This is a genomic window from Rhodococcoides fascians A44A, assembly GCF_000760735.1.
Classification (GTDB): Bacteria; Actinomycetota; Actinomycetes; order Mycobacteriales; family Mycobacteriaceae; genus Rhodococcoides; species Rhodococcoides fascians_E.
Genome location: NZ_JMEX01000005.1, coordinates 162,437 through 177,768 on the forward strand (window position 1 = coordinate 162,437; position 15,332 = coordinate 177,768).

General features: G+C 63.5%; 18 protein-coding genes and 2 pseudogenes. 11 read left to right on the forward strand and 9 right to left on the reverse strand.

Annotated elements, in window-relative coordinates; genetic code table 11:
• Together BH95_RS04685 and BH95_RS04690 are read left to right on the forward strand one after the other, a co-directional pair.
• On the forward strand, positions 1-457 hold a 457-nt coding region (locus BH95_RS04685; RefSeq protein WP_244164824.1), incomplete at its 5' end, for an MmcQ/YjbR family DNA-binding protein.
• Between the two features lie 26 nt (positions 458-483).
• Positions 484-1,140: a nitroreductase family protein gene (locus tag BH95_RS04690; protein ID WP_019667635.1), complete on the forward strand. Its 657-nt coding sequence runs from the start codon at positions 484-486 to the stop codon at positions 1,138-1,140.
• A 35-nt stretch (positions 1,141-1,175) separates the two neighbouring features.
• On the opposite strand, the pseudogene BH95_RS29400 reads toward BH95_RS04690, so the two are convergent.
• Positions 1,176-1,289: pseudogene (locus BH95_RS29400) on the reverse strand (pyridoxamine 5'-phosphate oxidase); the annotation flags it as partial.
• On the opposite strand from BH95_RS29400, the gene BH95_RS04695 reads away from it, so the two are divergent.
• Positions 1,269-1,604, forward strand: coding sequence for a VOC family protein (locus BH95_RS04695; RefSeq protein WP_037181255.1), 336 nt, complete (start codon positions 1,269-1,271; stop codon positions 1,602-1,604). The pseudogene BH95_RS29400 and the gene BH95_RS04695 overlap by 21 nt on opposite strands.
• A gap of 71 nt (positions 1,605-1,675) precedes the next feature.
• Here the strand turns inward: BH95_RS04695 and helR are convergent, their stop codons facing one another.
• Together helR and BH95_RS04705 are read right to left on the reverse strand one after the other, a co-directional pair.
• Complete coding sequence (gene helR / locus BH95_RS04700; protein ID WP_037181257.1) at positions 1,676-3,871, reverse strand: RNA polymerase recycling motor ATPase HelR; 2,196 nt, start codon at positions 3,869-3,871, stop codon at positions 1,676-1,678.
• Positions 3,872-4,185: 314 nt separating this feature from the next.
• The gene (locus BH95_RS04705; protein ID WP_019667641.1) at positions 4,186-4,836 is read right to left on the reverse strand and encodes a DedA family protein; all 651 of its coding nucleotides are present in this window, start codon (positions 4,834-4,836) and stop codon (positions 4,186-4,188) included.
• Between the two features lie 179 nt (positions 4,837-5,015).
• Here BH95_RS04705 and BH95_RS04710 point away from each other — a divergent pair, with 179 nt between their 5' ends.
• From BH95_RS04710 to BH95_RS04720, 3 genes are all read left to right on the forward strand, one after another.
• Positions 5,016-6,227 (forward strand): sensor histidine kinase, encoded by a 1,212-nt coding sequence (locus tag BH95_RS04710; protein WP_037181259.1) that lies wholly within the window; start codon positions 5,016-5,018, stop codon positions 6,225-6,227.
• Complete coding sequence (locus BH95_RS04715) at positions 6,218-6,862, forward strand: response regulator transcription factor (protein WP_037181261.1); 645 nt, start codon at positions 6,218-6,220, stop codon at positions 6,860-6,862. Before BH95_RS04710 ends, BH95_RS04715 begins: the two co-directional genes overlap by 10 nt.
• A gap of 77 nt (positions 6,863-6,939) precedes the next feature.
• A complete protein-coding gene (locus tag BH95_RS04720; RefSeq protein ID WP_037164802.1) occupies positions 6,940-7,488 on the forward strand; it encodes a dihydrofolate reductase family protein in 549 nt (182 codons plus the stop codon).
• Here the strand turns inward: BH95_RS04720 and BH95_RS04725 are convergent.
• Both BH95_RS04725 and BH95_RS04730 read right to left on the reverse strand, forming a co-directional pair.
• Positions 7,470-8,234 (reverse strand): YqjF family protein, encoded by a 765-nt coding sequence (locus BH95_RS04725; RefSeq protein ID WP_230595688.1) that lies wholly within the window; start codon positions 8,232-8,234, stop codon positions 7,470-7,472. The two genes, BH95_RS04720 and BH95_RS04725, sit on opposite strands and share 19 nt — an antisense overlap.
• Positions 8,235-8,572: 338 nt before the next feature.
• Positions 8,573-9,127, reverse strand: a complete 555-nt coding sequence (locus tag BH95_RS04730; RefSeq protein WP_230594366.1) for an alpha/beta hydrolase — start codon at positions 9,125-9,127, stop codon at positions 8,573-8,575.
• A gap of 490 nt (positions 9,128-9,617) precedes the next feature.
• Here BH95_RS04730 and BH95_RS29405 point away from each other — a divergent pair.
• A pseudogene (locus tag BH95_RS29405) lies at positions 9,618-9,782 on the forward strand (amidase); the annotation flags it as partial.
• A gap of 87 nt (positions 9,783-9,869) precedes the next feature.
• On the forward strand, positions 9,870-10,148 hold the full coding sequence (locus BH95_RS04740; RefSeq protein WP_037142229.1) for a DUF7218 family protein: 279 nt from the start codon (positions 9,870-9,872) through the stop codon (positions 10,146-10,148).
• Positions 10,149-10,177: 29 nt separating this feature from the next.
• Here the strand turns inward: BH95_RS04740 and BH95_RS04745 are convergent, their stop codons facing one another.
• The 3 genes from BH95_RS04745 to BH95_RS04755 all read right to left on the reverse strand — a co-directional run bounded on the left by BH95_RS04745 (position 10,178) and on the right by BH95_RS04755 (position 11,444).
• The gene (locus BH95_RS04745; RefSeq protein ID WP_020113223.1) at positions 10,178-10,519 is read right to left on the reverse strand and encodes a GNAT family N-acetyltransferase; all 342 of its coding nucleotides are present in this window, start codon (positions 10,517-10,519) and stop codon (positions 10,178-10,180) included.
• Positions 10,519-11,013, reverse strand: coding sequence for a carboxymuconolactone decarboxylase family protein (locus tag BH95_RS04750; protein ID WP_037181889.1), 495 nt, complete (start codon positions 11,011-11,013; stop codon positions 10,519-10,521). The genes BH95_RS04745 and BH95_RS04750 overlap by 1 nt, the downstream gene beginning before the upstream one ends.
• Before the next feature lie 98 nt (positions 11,014-11,111).
• Positions 11,112-11,444 (reverse strand): hypothetical protein, encoded by a 333-nt coding sequence (locus BH95_RS04755; protein ID WP_026348227.1) that lies wholly within the window; start codon positions 11,442-11,444, stop codon positions 11,112-11,114.
• Positions 11,445-11,628: 184 nt separating this feature from the next.
• Between BH95_RS04755 and BH95_RS04760 the strand changes: the two genes are divergently transcribed.
• From BH95_RS04760 to pabB, 3 genes are all read left to right on the forward strand, one after another.
• Positions 11,629-11,967 (forward strand): RNA polymerase-binding protein RbpA, encoded by a 339-nt coding sequence (locus BH95_RS04760; protein WP_026348228.1) that lies wholly within the window; start codon positions 11,629-11,631, stop codon positions 11,965-11,967.
• A gap of 288 nt (positions 11,968-12,255) precedes the next feature.
• A complete protein-coding gene (locus BH95_RS04765; protein ID WP_020113226.1) occupies positions 12,256-12,591 on the forward strand; it encodes a chorismate mutase in 336 nt (111 codons plus the stop codon).
• Between the two features lie 7 nt (positions 12,592-12,598).
• A complete protein-coding gene (gene pabB, locus BH95_RS04770) occupies positions 12,599-14,662 on the forward strand; it encodes an aminodeoxychorismate synthase component I (RefSeq protein ID WP_033188866.1) in 2,064 nt (687 codons plus the stop codon).
• A gap of 60 nt (positions 14,663-14,722) precedes the next feature.
• Here the strand turns inward: pabB and BH95_RS04775 are convergent, their stop codons facing one another.
• Positions 14,723-15,331: a hypothetical protein gene (locus BH95_RS04775; protein ID WP_037142231.1), complete on the reverse strand. Its 609-nt coding sequence runs from the start codon at positions 15,329-15,331 to the stop codon at positions 14,723-14,725.
• Position 15,332: the final 1 nt, after the last annotated feature.

A 15,332-nucleotide genomic window follows, 5' to 3' on the forward strand; every position in this document is an offset into this window, starting at 1 on the left:
AGGTTCTCTGGCACGAGGCCCGACGAACACCTGCGGTGAGGCGAGCATGAGCGACTATCCCGATGTGCCGGAGAGCATCCTGAAGGTCATCAGAGCGGTGTGCTCGAGATTGCCCGAGACCGTCGAGGAGCGCGCGTGGACCGGGGTGCGCTGGCGGGTACGCACCAGGACGTTCGCGCACGTGTTGGTGGTCGAACCGGGCAGGCCGGCGTCCTACGCCGACGCTGCGGGACTCGCGGAACCCGCCACGGTGTTGACGTTCCGATCCGAGGCGCCCGAACTGGACGTGCTGCTGCGGTCCGGGCCGCCGTTCTTCGCGACGCCGTGGGGGCAGGACACGGTGGGAATGCTGGTCGACGACGCCGACGAGGACGAACTGTCCGAGCTGCTCACCGACAGCTACTGCCTGCTCGCTCCCCGGAAGTTGGCGGAGTCCGTGGATCGTCCGGGCGTCTGAGTCGTGCCGGTGACACACTCGAAGACATGACAGCGTTCCCTGTACTCGACCTGACCCCGGACGAACTGCTGACCACGACCCGCACCGTGCGCAAAAGACTGGACCTCACCCGTGACGTCGACCCGGATCTGATTCGCGAATGTCTGGAGATCGCGTTGCAGGCACCGTCGGGTTCCAATCGGCAGGGCTGGCAGTGGATGGTCGTCACCGACCCCTCGCTGCGTGCGCAACTGGGGGAGATCTACCGCCAGGAGACCGAGAAATACCTGGCGTCGCGGGCGTCGGCGGCGAAACTGTTCGCCGACGACCCCCAGCGAGCACCGGTGCAGAAGCGAGTCGGTGACAGCGTGGCCTGGCTGGGTGACCACATGGGGGAGGTGCCGGTTCTGCTCATCCCGTGTATCCGCGGGGCCGCCCGGCTCCCGGCCGGCAATCAAGCCGGCCTGTGGGGATCACTGCTGCCCGCCGCGTGGAGCTACGCGCTGGCCGCCCGAGCGCGAGGACTCGGCACGGCGTGGACGACGCTGCACCTGTCCCGGGAAGACGAGGTCGCAGAATTGCTGGGTATCCCGCAGGGCTTCCATCAGGCCGCGCTGATCCCCACTGCGTACTTCACCGGTGAGACGTTCAAGCCCGCTCCGCGTGAACCGATCGATTCGGTTCTGCACATGGACAGGTGGTAGGCGCGGTCGTCGGCGGGCCAGTGGTGCAGGGTACTTCAGCTGCGAGCCCTACGCGCGAGTTCGACAGTAGCTGCGCGGAGGTCGTCGATCTTGGTTATCGGTGACGCGTAGCCGACTCTGGTCGTGGCATGTCCACGAGGTGTGGTGACATCGACGCAGCGAAAGGTTTCTACGAGCAGTTCCTGGGCCTGGAAACCCAGGAATTCAGTCTTGGATGGGTGGCGCGGTTCACCGCACCCGACGGCGACACCAGCGTCCAGCTCGTCACCCGTGACCGAACCTCACCCGTCGACTCCGTGATGTCGGTGATGACCGACGATGTCGACGCCGCGTACGACGAAGCCGTCGGCGCCGGGTACGAGATCGTGCATCCGGTGACGAACGAGCCCTGGGGCGTGCGGAGGTTTCTCGTCCGCGCGCCGGACGGAAACGTCGTGAACATCGTCCGTCACCACAGCGACTAGGCCTTCACCCGGCGATGAGGGCTCCACGGCGGCTGAGCTTCACGGCGACTGAGCTTCACGGCGACTGGGCCTCACTGCTGTACGGACTCCAGTACCGCCAATGTGCGGGTCGCTCTGGTCATCGCGACGTACCGATCGACTGCGCCCTCGATGCCGCTGCCGAACGCGGCCGGTTCGACGAGAACCACCAGATCGAACTCGAGCCCTTTGGACAACGACGGGGTCAACGACCGGATGCGATCGGTCTCACGGAACGTCGCGGCTCCGATGACGCATCCGATGCCGTCCGGGTTGTCGGCGAGCCAACGCTCGGTGATCGACGCGAGTTCCGACGGGTCCCCGTACGTCACCGGGACACCGCCGGCCCGAATGGATGTGGGTACGTTCGCGTCGGGGAGCACTCGTCGAATCTCGGGTTCGGCGACGGCCATCACCTCCTCCGGGGTGCGGTAGTTGATGGTCAGTTCCTGGATGGTCACGCCTTTCGTGTCGGTGTCGGCGACGCGTCCGATGCCCACTCGTTCGAGTCGGTCCATCCACGTCTCGGTGAATCCGTGGCGCGCCTGCGCCCGGTCGCCGACGATGGTGAAGCTTCCGGACGGGCAGCGCTGCACCAGCATCTGCCATTCCGCGTCGGTCAATTCCTGTGCCTCGTCGACGACGATGTGCGCGAACGGCCCAGCCATTCGGTCCGGTTCGGTATGCGGAAGCACGGAATCGTCGACCAAGGCGTCGCGAATTCCGTCCTGCCGGAGTTGGGCGTACAGGCCGTCCTCGTCGTCGAGCTGCAGGAGTTCCTCGACGACCCGGTCCATCCGCCGTCTCTCGGCGGCTGCCGCGGCCGCGCGTCGGCGCAGGATTCGCCCTGATTCGGGGTCGCCGAGGCGGCGACGGGCCGCATCCAGGATCGGAAGATCCGCCGTGGTCCATCGAGAAGGGTCGCTTCGCTGCAGAAGCGCGACTTCGGCCGGGGTCAGCCACGGCGCGCACAGACGCAGGTATGCGGGTACGGACCACAGGTCGGCCACCAGGTCGGCCGCCTCGACCGACGTCCACGAATTGTCCAGAGCTGCACGCAGTTCGTCGTTGGCCTGAAGCGACGCACGGACCTCGGACTCCGGGGCCTCACCGACGTACTTGTCGACGAGGATGCTCACCAGGACGTCCCACACGAGCTCCCGAGCGTCGTTGTGCGGCGTCGTCGAATCGGTGGCGTCGAACGCTTCTTTCCAGTCGGCAGCCGAGAGGTGAAGATCCGCCAACTCCGTCTCCACCGTCATCGGCTTCGTGGGGGGCTGCTCGTAGAACCGAACAGCTCGTTCGACGGCCCCGACCATGTCCACCGATGATTTGAGCGCGGCGACGGCCTGGTCGTCCTCGATTTCGGCGGTCTCGCCTTCGGCCACGAGGTCGGGCAGCGTGCACGTGAGCACGCCCTCCTCACCGAGGCTGGGAAGAACATCGGAAACGTAGTTCAGGTACGGCTTGTGCGGTCCGACGAAGAGCACCCCGCCCCGATTGTGGCCCAGCCGCGGATCCGAGTACAGCAGGTAGGCGGTGCGATGCAGCGCCACAACGGTTTTGCCGGTACCGGGACCGCCGTCGACCACGAGCGCACCGTCGGATCCTGCTCTGATGATCGCGTCCTGGTCGGCCTGAATGGTGCCGAGAACGTCACGCATCCTCGGAGACCGTGTGGCTCCGAGGCTCGCGATGAACGCAGATTGGTCGTCGAGTGCTGCAGATTCGGCGCCTCCGCCCGCGCGGTCGGTGAACACCTCGTCCCAGTAGTCGGCGACGCGGCCGTTCGCCCATCGGTATCGGCGACGTCCGACCAAGCCCATAGGGTTTCGATGAGTGGCACCGAAGAACGGTTCGGCAGCGGGGGAGCGCCAGTCGAGCACCAGTTGCTCGCCTGCGTCGTCGAGCAAGCCGACGCGTCCGACGTAGATCGGATCGGAACCGTCGGCGGGCTGCATGTGTCCGAGGCACACGTCGAGGCCGAACCGTCGTAGAGAGCGAAGGCGTTGGGTCAAACGGTGGACTTCGAAGTCTCGTTCCATCGCTTCCTGACCCATTCGCCCGGTGGACCGCCGCGTGGCGTCGAGCCGAGCCGTGGCGTCGGCGATCGACGACGCCAGGCTGGATCGAATTGCGGCGAAGTGCTTTTCGTCCTCGTGAATCAATTCGGCTGCGGCCTTTCGAGCCCGGTTTCCGGTCAGGTCGAAGGCCGAGGTCGACGTGTGGTCGCTGGTCGAGGGTGGCATGCGCGCACGCCTTTCGTTCCGGTGAGTGTCAGGTTCGGTGCGCTATTCTGCGGCACTACCGGGGTCTTGCCACAAGCCCATGGGTGCGCTATAGATTGATAGTGGAAGAGACACGTCGTCTCGATTCCGCTTCAGCCTCCCCAATTGCCACCGGCGCTCCACTCGCCGTGCTGGGCGCTCTGCAATTCGGAACTGCAACCGGATTGCCCTGAAAATACACTGATTACAGTGGTCGACGCCGAGAAATTGTGCCTCGAACCCTGTCGAGGGTGGGGGAGGCGTCCCTCCGCCCGGACTCCGCGACGAGGGTCGGCTCAGGCCTTCTCGGCGGTGCGCAGCCGCAAGATCACAAGGATCACTACGGCAACCGACGCCGACACGACGACGACCTTCTGCAGAATCCCGGCGTACCCCTCCACGAGATGCCAGTTCTCGCCGAGTCGATAGCCGGCGGTGACGAAGACGGTGTTCCATATCAGACTGCCGACCGTGGTGAGCAGAACGAATTTCAGCGGCCCCATCCGCTCGATCCCGGCCGGCAGCGAGATGAAACTGCGAAACAGCGGGATCATTCGTCCGAGCAGGACTGCCTTGGAGCCGTGCTTCGCGAACCAAGCCTCCGATCGATCGAAGTCACGGGCTTGAATCAGCGGCATTCGCACCACCAGCGCGCGAGTACGTTCCCGCCCGACGATCGCGCCGACGGCGTAGACGACGATCGCGCCCAGAACCGACCCGAGCGTCGTCCAGAAGAGCGCGGCACCGAAGGAGAACACTCCGTTGCTGGCGGAGAAACCGGCGAGAGGCAGGACCAGTTCACTCGGGATCGGCGGGAACAGGTTGTCCGCTCCGACGACGAGGGCTGCGCCGGGGCCACCGAGGGCATCCATCACGTCCACCGCCCAACCGGCGAGCCCGCTTGGAGGTTCCGCCTCGCTGGCGGCTGCAATCAACATGTGGGACATGACATTTCTCCTCGTTCGTAGATGACGTGGCTCCTCCAGGAAGGACACCGAGAACGTTAGGAGCGCCGGGCCCGTAGGACATCGAGGACAGCCGTCGATCGTCGCGGTGGTACGCCCCCGTGCACATAGTGCGGTTTTCCGCAGTGTCGAGACCCGATGTGCTCGGTTACTCTGCATGCGTGCCGGGGAACCACGTCGAGTACCCACCCGAGCAGTCGGATCGTATCGCCGTCAGCTCGCTTATCGGGCGATGGCTGCTGGCTCTGGCGGGAGTACTGCTCGGTGGTCTCACGTCGGTTGCGGGCTTGCTCTTCATCGCGGTGGCGTCGGTTGCCCTCGTCTCAGGGCACGTGCTCGGAAAGCGTGGGGAGCCTGTTCGTGCCGCCGTTGCGGAGGGTGCGCTGACGTTGACTGCGCTCGAGGTTCGGAGGATCATCCGCTTCCACGGTCGGTTACGGACAGACGCACTCACTCCACGACGATGCAGGACATATCTTGGAATGCGCTGGGCTGTAGGGCTACTCGGACTGGGCGTGGTTCTTCTGCTAGTGCTGTGTCTCGCCGTGGCCGGGTCGATGCTGTCTGCATGGCTTCTGAACGGCAGTTGGGGCTTGATCGAGAGTTCGGACCGAGTCGACGCGCTACTCGTGGCAAGTGCGGCGCTGCCTGGAATCTTGTTGATGTTCGTAGCCGCCGTCGGGGTGGTAGGGGTGGGGTCGCTGGATCGATGGTTCGGCGCTCGAGTTCTGGGACCGCAGTCCGACAGGTTGCTGCGCCACCGCGTCGCAGAACTGACGAGCAGTCGGAACCATGTGGTCGATGCCATCGACGACGAACGGCGCCGAATCGAGAGGGACCTGCACGACGGTGTGCAACAGCAACTGGTCGCACTCGGGATGCTCATCGGCCAGGCACGACGCGCCGACGAACCCGGCGAGCTACTCGATCGCGCGCGAGCGACGGCGCAGGAAGCGATCGGGGAACTGCGCGAAGTCGCCAATCGGGTGTACCCGATTGCCCTCGATCACTCCGGTTTGCACCAGGCGCTGGAAACGATGGCCGAGCGAGCCACTGTTCCTGTCCGAATCACGTACGAACTTAAGGAGAGGGTGCGGCCCGCGGAGGAAACGGCACTGTACTTCGTGGTCGCGGAAGCGGTGACCAATGCAGCCAAGCACGCATCCGCTCAGGTGGTGAACGTGGCTGTCACTCGCCAGAAAGTCGAACGCATACGTGTCGTCGTCACCGACGACGGTGCCGGAGGAGCGGATCCTTCGGGCACCGGACTGTCCGGGCTGGCTCGGCGCGTCGCGGCGTTGGACGGCACCTTGACCGTGGACAGCCCCTGTGGCGGACCGACCGTCGTGACCGCGAGCATCCCATGCGGGTGATGGTCGCCGAAGATTCGGCCTTGCTGCGCGAGGGACTGGTGCGCATGCTCGCCGACGAAGGCCACGATGTGATCGCGTCCGTTGGCGATGCGGACGCACTCCTGGATGCCGTCGAGGAGAATCGCCCGGACATCGTCGTCACCGATGTGCGCATGCCCCCGGATCACACCGACAAGGGTCTGCGGGCTGCACTGACCATCCGCACACGATGGCCCGATGTCGCGGTTCTCGTGCTGTCCCAGCATGTGGAGACTCGATACGCGGGGGAGTTGATCAGTGGTTCCGACGGGAAGGTCGGGTATTTGCTCAAGGACCGCGTGGTCGAGATAGACGAATTCCTGGACGCCCTGAACAGAGTTGCCGACGGCGGAACCGTGTTCGACCCCGAGGTCGTGCGACAACTGTTGTCGCGCACGAGCAAATCGAACCCCGTGGACCGTCTCACTCCGCGCGAACGCGACGTGCTCGAACTGATGGCTCGGGGCTTCACCAATGCGCGGATCTCTGCCGATCTGTTCATCTCCGTCAGTTCGGCCGAGAAGCACATCAACTCGATCTTCGAGAAACTCGGACTGTCGAACTCCGCCGGCCTCAGCCGTCGCGTCATGGCCGTCGTGACCTACCTTCGTAGCTGACGATCGGTATCGGGGCGTTCGATGGTTCACCGAGACATGCGCTTCCCAGTCTGCCGACCGAGTGGTATCCATGAAGTGTGCGCAAGCTGGTCATCACACAGAACATCACCATCGACGGCGTCATCGAAGCAACCGACGATTGGTTCACCCAAGCCGGGAGCGACCCGGAGCTCGACGCGGCATTGGCGGCTCAACGCGACGCCTCCGACGGCTTCCTGGTAGGCCGAGTGACCTTCGAAGGTATGCGTGATTACTGGGGACCGAAGACCGACGACACAACTGGCGTGACCGATCATCTGAACCAAGTCGCCAAGTACGTCGTGTCCACGACACTGCAGGAACCCGGGTGGGCGAACTCGACCGTATTATCGGGTCCGCTGGTCGACGAGGTGACACGGATCAAGAAGACGACCGGTTCCGACATCGTGTGCACCGGAAGCATCACGTTGTGTCGCAGTCTGATTGCGGCGAATCTCGTCGACGAGTACCGATTGTTCGTGTATCCGTATGTTCGCGGTCACGGCGAACGGTTGTTCGACGGTGCACCATCGCTCGGGGTACGCCTGCTGGAGTGCCGGGCGTTTCCATCCGGCGCATCGTTGATGCGTTATGCGTCCCCGTCGTGACGTAGAGGTACGGTGTACGGTCTGCCGAACTGCGTGGAGACACCTGGTGCGTACAACACCGAGTCCGGTGGACTGTCGGATACGTTCGGAAGTCCCGCTGCACCGAGGAGTTGGTCGTCGCAGTGGGTGACGGCGGCGTCGTACAGCTGCCAGCGGCGATGGACATTCGGCACGTACAGAAGCCGTCCTGCCAGGGAAGTGTGCAGACCCCAACGCGCGGTGAGGAATTGAGCAAGTGGGTCGTCGGACATGTCGCAGGAGCCACGATGCACCCCGAAACTCGTTGTGCTTCCGCGCTGCGGCGGCGCGAGACGATTGCTTCGGTAGGCAATCGACGTCTCGTCGTCCTCGATGGTGATCGACGCCCAGCGATACGGAACACCGACGAGGTTGGTCCCGGCAACCACCGCGAGACGGCTGGCTTCCAGCGATCGGAACACCACCCCGCGTCGGCCGTTCGCGTCCACCGAGTACAGCCGAACGTTGATCTCGGGAAACGTACCGAAATAGGGGACAGGACGACCGTATCCGAGCCCGGCTCCCACCATCCGAAACCCGATCAGTCCGACCCACGACGTGCCGTCGAACTCGTCAGGGACAGTGCCTGCAGGCAAGAGCGGTGCAACACGCCGACTCGGAACGCGCCAGTGCAGGAACACCAGGCGTTCCCAGCGCTGGTCCATGAGAATCGGGCGTGGTAACAGCGGGGGCCTCGGCCACAGTCGTCGTCCATCGTCGGGATTCATTTGATCAACAGTAGGCGTGCACATCCGCGCTCAACCGAAAACTTCCTCGGCGCCTCGGTTCGACGCTCCAGCCGATTCGGATTCGCTCGTTTGCGTCGTCCACGAACCTGTGGGTCGATCGGTGCACTGCCGGTCGCCTCCACCGTGGTGTAGTCGGCGGATGGGAATAGATGCGCGCACCGTCCTTGTGGATGTTTCCGAGCAGGTTGGCGTAGGGGGGAGTAGTTTCCGCATTCGTCGAGCTTGCGGCGCACTAGCTGAAGCGTTGAATCGCGTGCGGCGGAAATTTCACGACACGCCTGCACCGCCAACGAGGCGGAGGGGCGCCGCATCGTCCGTCACGGCAGGTCGCGTGTCGTTGTGGTCAGCACCCATTCGATGGCGGTGGTCACTGCATCGCGTGATTCCGGCGAATCGTCGAACATGTCGAATCCGTGAGTGCCCTCGGGTACGTCGATGATGTCGAGTTCCGCTTCGGCTTCCGCTGCGGCCGTGATGAAAGCGTCGACGCCGGCGATGAATTCCGGTCGCTCTCGCCCCACCTTGGTGAGCAAGATCGGGAGCCGGCCGACGCTTCGGATCGCACCGACAGGGTCGACGTGCGGATCGACGCCCCATTCCGGGACGGTGTCCAGCACCGGGTAGGTGAGCGCGATGCACGTCAGCCACGATGGCGGGTCCCTCAGCCAATCGGTAGTGAGCAGTCCGCCTCCGGAGAAAAACCAGAGGGCGACCCGGTCGCGGTCCACTCCGGGTAGCGTCCGGGCGAGTTCGACGCCAGCCGCGACTTCCTCCGCAGCTGATCTGCAGTGCGCCAGGGTGTCCATCTGATGTTGAACGGTGACGCCGATGGCACCTCGCTCGGCGACGATCGATCCGTAGCCCACATACATGGGGTGGTCCCGTGGCCGCCAGTCGTGAACGCCGGGAGGGCGTGGCCCGCCGTGTACGAAGACAACAATCGGTTGTTTCACACGCGCTGGTTCAGGTGACTCAGCCGACCGATAGACGTCGATGGTGTCGTGACGTTCTCGATGCGCCTTGGGTGTGGGAAGTATGAACGGGTGTTGGCTCATTCAGTTCCTTTCGTCGATTGCGGTTCGATTGCAACCGCAAGCTTCGAGATTGCAGCACTGTGGACGGAGGTGGACGTGAGTCGTACGTGAACGGTGGCGGCGGTCGGAAGATTGATCCGATGCAACATACAGCACGCGAATTGACATAATGTAGATTATCGGCAAAACCGCGACCAGCGTGTACGCCCGGATGAGCACCCAGTGATCGACCGATCCGTTGCGCGTACATGTGCCCGCCTTCGAACCGGATCGACGATCGTCCTAACTGCGCCGTGTGCTGGCTGATGCCTTCCAGCGTCCGCGTGCACCGGCAATCAGTGTCCCGGTCCACTGGACCTCGGACGGTTTACCACTCGGCGTTCAATTCGTCGGACACCTCGGCTCCGACGGCGCTCTTCTTCGGCTTGCCGCGCAAATCGAAGAGGCTGCTCCGTGGATTCACCGCTTTCCTGCAACTGCCACCCCTGTCTGAGGAACGCGCCCGTTTGACGGCTGCGGGCAGCGGTTATCTCGTGTCGGACAGCGATGCACGCTGCCGGACACGAGACGAGGAGAAGACATGGCGGCCGACAAGTCCAGTAGCTCTCAGCCTCAGCTGAAGGACGAGGACCTCTACGAGAAGCTGCGCGAGGAGGGCAATTCCAAGGAGAAGGCAGCGCGGATCTCCAATGCCGCCGCCAACGAGGGTCGTTCCACGATCGGCGCGAAGGGTGGCGAATCGGGCTCGTACGAGGACTGGACCGTCGACGAGCTGAAGTCACGCGCCAAGGAACTGGGTATCGAGGGTTACTCCGACCTGAGGAAAGCAGAGCTGATCGACACGCTCAGGGAACACTGACCCCCGGACTTCGGCCCGGCGGACCGGCCTCAATTCCGGAGATACGCCAGGATGTCCGGGGTAACCGCATCGGTGATGTCCTGGTATGCGTCGTGCTTGGTCAAGAACTTGGCCACCAGCGGGCACACCGGAACGATGCGACGTCCGCGCGCACGGACGTCGTCGAGGGCAGCAGTCACCAGAACCGAACTCAGACCATGGCCGGCGTAGGCGTCGTCGATTTCGGTGTGAAAGAAAATCCGTTGCTCGCCGCGGTCACGAAACTCGGTGAATCCGATGACGTGTCCGTCGAGTACGAGCGTGTAACGCCGCCCGTCCGTGTCCTCCGATACGACCACACGATCGCGGATGTCGTGCTGCTCGTTGCTCATCATTTCCCTTTCGGCGACGTCGTGTCGGAGTGCGGACGAACCTGATGCCGACTCACGATGGAGATTCGATTGAACGCATTCATGGCTATCGCGACCCAGCTGACGGCAGCCACCTCGACCTCGGTCAGGACACTGCTCGCTGCAGCGTAATCGCGGTCCTGGTCGACGGAACCAGGAAGCCGAGTCACGGACTCGACCAAGGTGAGCGCTGCGCGCTCCTTGTTGCTGAACAGTGATGTCTCGCTCCACGCCGGTAGAACCGCGAGCCGCTGAGCACTTTCGCCTGCCTCCAGCGCGGCGGTCGAATGAACGTCGAGACAGTAGGCGCACCCGTTGATCTGAGACACGCGAACGTTCAGCAACTCGACGAACCGTCGATCCATCCCCGCGGTGCCGGTCGCGGTGCGAACAGCTTTGGCCACTGCCAGCTGAGCTTTGAACACGTCTGGATTCGCTTTGTCCAGCAGGACCCGGCGCGGAGTGACTTCGGACAACGGAGGCCTTTCGACGATGCGGTGGACGTTCGCGAACAACGATATCCCATGTAGTTGACGTCGCAACTATATGGTCATGAACCGTCGGGTGCCGTCGGTCAGCGCAGCCGTTCGGCATCCCTAGCGAGGGTAACGAGATCTCCGCACAACCGCGCGAGCTCGTCCGCACCCGCACCCTCGGCCACAGCCGTCGCAACATCCTCCGCTGCGCACCGAACCTCGAAGTTGCGGTCGATCAGTGCGGATGCCTCGTCCGCACTCAGCACCACAGCGTCCTCGGGAATCGACGTGCCCTTGACCGCTGACCTGTGTTCGTAGGCACGCTGCCGACACGACTGCCTGCAGTACCGCCTGCGCCGTCCCATGCCACCGTCGGCGACGTCCCGGCCACACCAAGCGCAAGCGTGCACGCGACGCGACTTCACCGACATGCCGACGAGCCTACGACGGTCTGGCGGTAGAATGGCGCAAACGTGTCTGCGGGTCGGCTCGTGTCGTGCGAACGTCGAGCCCGTGGCCGGGAACGATTCGCCGCGCCGGCGCGTTGTACATCCGTGAGTCGAATGCAGTGCGCGCTGCGGACGAGCACGCACTATCGAGGGAGAGGACGCCACAATGGCAGATCGAGTACTACGAGGTAGCCGACTCGGCGCCGTGAGCTACGAGACCGACCGCGACCACGACCTTGCGCCACGCCGCGTTGCGCGTTACCGCTGCGACAACGGTGAGGAGTTCGATGTCCCGTTCGCGGACGACGCCGAAATCCCCGGAACGTGGCAGTGCCGTAACGGTTTGGAAGGCTCACTCATCGAGGGCACCGCTCCCGAGGCCAAGAAGGTCAAGCCGCCCCGTACCCACTGGGACATGCTTCTCGAGCGTCGGTCGGTCGAAGAACTGGAAGAGTTGCTGAAGGAGCGCATGGACCTGTTGAAGGTCAAGCGCCGCGGCGCCTGATCCACGCACACGGTCCCGACAAACCGCACCTGCCGAATGCAAAACATTCGGCAGGTGCGGTTTTTTGCTTTTGTTCGGAACGAAAGTCTGTTTATATCCCCCAGGGTCTGCAATAGAGCAACATTCGTCACCTCGGAAGTGAATTCAGGCAGACAAGATGCCATTATTGTTGACACGATTCGTTCGGTCTTTCGCAGGTAACGGACCCGCGGGACGATGCGATCAACAATCGAGCGAATACACGAAACAGTCGCAGTTCCGGACTGCTGAACGAGGGGGCAACTACACGTGACCGACGAGCCCGGCAGTCAACTCGAATCGCTACGCGGTGAGCTCGATGCTCTCGACGCTCGTATTCTCGAGTCCATTCGGCACCGCATCGAAATCTGCTCGCGGGTTGCGTTGGTCAAGCGTGAGTTCGACATTCCGATGATGCAGCCCGGTCGTGTCGGGGTAGTGCAGGACCGCGCACGCGCATTCGCCCGAGAGCACGGGTTGTCGGAAGATTTCCTGACCTCCGTCTACGATCTCCTGATCGGCGAAGCGTGCCGGGTGGAGGATCTCATCATCGACGACCGCGAGAGCATCGATGCGGATGTGTCCGTCGGCGAACGTGGCCGGTGATGACACCATGCCCGTGCGAACCCTCCTGATCGACAATTACGATTCGTTCACCTACAACCTCTACAGCTTGCTGTGTGAGGTCAACGGGATCGAACCTGTCGTCGTACGCAACGACGTCGACTGGAATTCCCTGCCGCTCGGCGATTTCGACAACGTCGTCGTCTCCCCCGGACCCGGCCGTCCGAGTACACCCCACGACCTCGGCATCAGCGCGCGAGCGATCACCGAACTCGATCTACCTATTCTGGGTGTGTGTCTCGGTCACCAGGCGTTGTGTCATCTTCTCGGCGGCGAGGTCGACCTGGCGCCGACACCCATGCACGGCAGGCTCTCCGACATCACCCACGACGGAAGCGGTCTGTTCGCCGGTATCCCGTCGCCGTACTCGGTCGTGCGTTATCACTCCTTGACGGCCACCTCCCTGCCCGACGAGCTCGAGGCGTGCGCGTGGACCGACGATGGCCTGGTCATGGCCGTCCGTCACACGTCCCGTCCCATGTGGGGCGTGCAGTTCCATCCGGAGTCGATCAGCACCGAGTACGGACGCGAACTACTGTCCAACTTCCGCGACCTCACTCGCGAGACCATGCACGCCCCCGCTGCTCCCCCACGGTCTCGATACTCGATCGAAAGCCGCTGCATCGAAGGAGCTTTCGACACACGGCGTGTCTTCGAGCTTCTGTACGCGACCGGCCCCAACGCGTTCTGGCTGGACGGAAGTTCTGCAGTCGAGCCGGATTCACGGTTCACCATCATGGGTGACTGCTCGGGCCCCCTCGCGGAATACCTCACGTACCGCGTGGCCGAGCGTCGGGTGGACGTACACCGGCCCGATGGGTCGACGGAGTCGTTCGAGTCGACCTTCTTCGACTACCTGAACGGCCAGTTGAAACAGCGTGCCGTACCTGCTCTCCACGACCTGCCCTTCGCGTTCGGTCTGGGGTACATCGGCTATCTCGGGTACGAGTTGAAAGCCGACGTCGGCGGTCAACTGGTACACACCTCCGCAACACCGGATGCATCGATGGTCTTCGCAGATCGCGCGCTGGTGTTCGACCACGAGGCCGGCAACTGTCACGCACTGGCACTCGTGACCGAGTACGGCGACGCGACGACGTCTGCCTGGTTCCAGACCGTCGCCGACGCCTTGGGTTCGCTCGGTGAGGAGATCGAGAGCGCCGAACCCGAGCCTGTTCCGTTGCTTGCACCGGAATTCGAGACGGCACTTCACCTTCGGCACGACAGGGAGAAGTACCTCGGGCTCATCGAGCAGTGTCTTGCGGACATCACGTCCGGTGAGACCTACGAGGTGTGCCTGACGAACGTCGCGACTCTTCCTGGTCCCATCGATGCCCTGGAAACGTACACGTATCTGCGAGAGATCAATCCGACTCCGTACAGCGCGTTCCTCGGTTTCGACGATCTGTCGGTCGCGAGTGCCTCTCCCGAGCGGTTCCTGCGAATCGACGCCGACCGCGTGGTCGAGTCCAAGCCCATCAAGGGAACCCGCCCGCGAGGCAGCACTCCCGAACAGGACGAGCTTCTCCGGACCGACCTGGTCGGCAACGAGAAGGACAAGGCCGAGAACCTGATGATCGTCGACCTGGTTCGTAACGACCTGGCGCAGGTCTGCGTGCCGGGTTCGGTCCACGTGCCCAAGCTGTTCGACGTCGAGACCTACGCCCCGGTACATCAACTGGTCTCGACCGTGCGTGGACGGCTACGCGACGACGCATCCGCGGTGGACTGCATCAGCGCTGCTTTCCCGGGTGGCTCGATGACGGGTGCACCCAAGATTCGGACCATGGCGATCATCGACAAGCTCGAAGACGGGCCACGCGGAGTTTATTCCGGTGCGATCGGCTATTTCTCGTTGACCGGTTCGGCCGACTTCTCGATTGTCATCAGGACGATCGTCTCCACCGAACACGAGGTGACGTTCGGTGTCGGCGGCGCAATAGTCGCCCTGTCGGATCCGGAAGAGGAATTCCAGGAGACGATGGTCAAGGCGGTGTCGATGCGTCGCGCGCTCGCGCACGGCACGAAAAAGGAGGACCGTTCCGGCGAGTGACGCCGGCCCGGTCCTCCCACGGAGATCCGATGCCCGGCCGACCATGTCGGCCCAAGGAAACTACGGTGTCGTGAAGTACTCGAACACCGCGGGCTGCACATTCGGGTTTGCGTTGACGGTGCCGATGATGGTTCCGGCAACGACGCCGATGGCGGTACCGATGATGCACCCGGCAATGAAGTTCGGGAAGATCGACACGCAACCGATTGCAAAGCCGAGGCCGGCGCCGACTGCGGTTCCGACTGCTCCGCCGCCGGTGTATCCGATCACGATCTGATTGATCATGTTGTCGAACGCGGCTTGCTTGCTGACCGGTCCTGCTGCGTCGTTGATCAACGACGCCGGCTGCGGGGTCAGGAGCAATTGCCTGTCCCCCACCACTGCTGGGGCGATCGAATAGGTCGCGCCGTTCACGGAGTACGTCAGCGGCAGACTCGCGAGAACCGTCCCGGAGTTACCCACGACGTCCACCGAATTGTCACTGCTGTCGATACGGAAAGCGCCTGCGTCGAGGATTGTGCTGACGGATCCATCCGTCGTGACGGACGTTTCGTAGCCCACGGATTCGGTGGGGTCCGCATTCGCGGTGCCACCGCCGACAGCGATTGCCACCGACGCAACCGCGAGAACGGTCGCCGCCGTCGTCGCAACTGATTTCCTTCGTTTCACA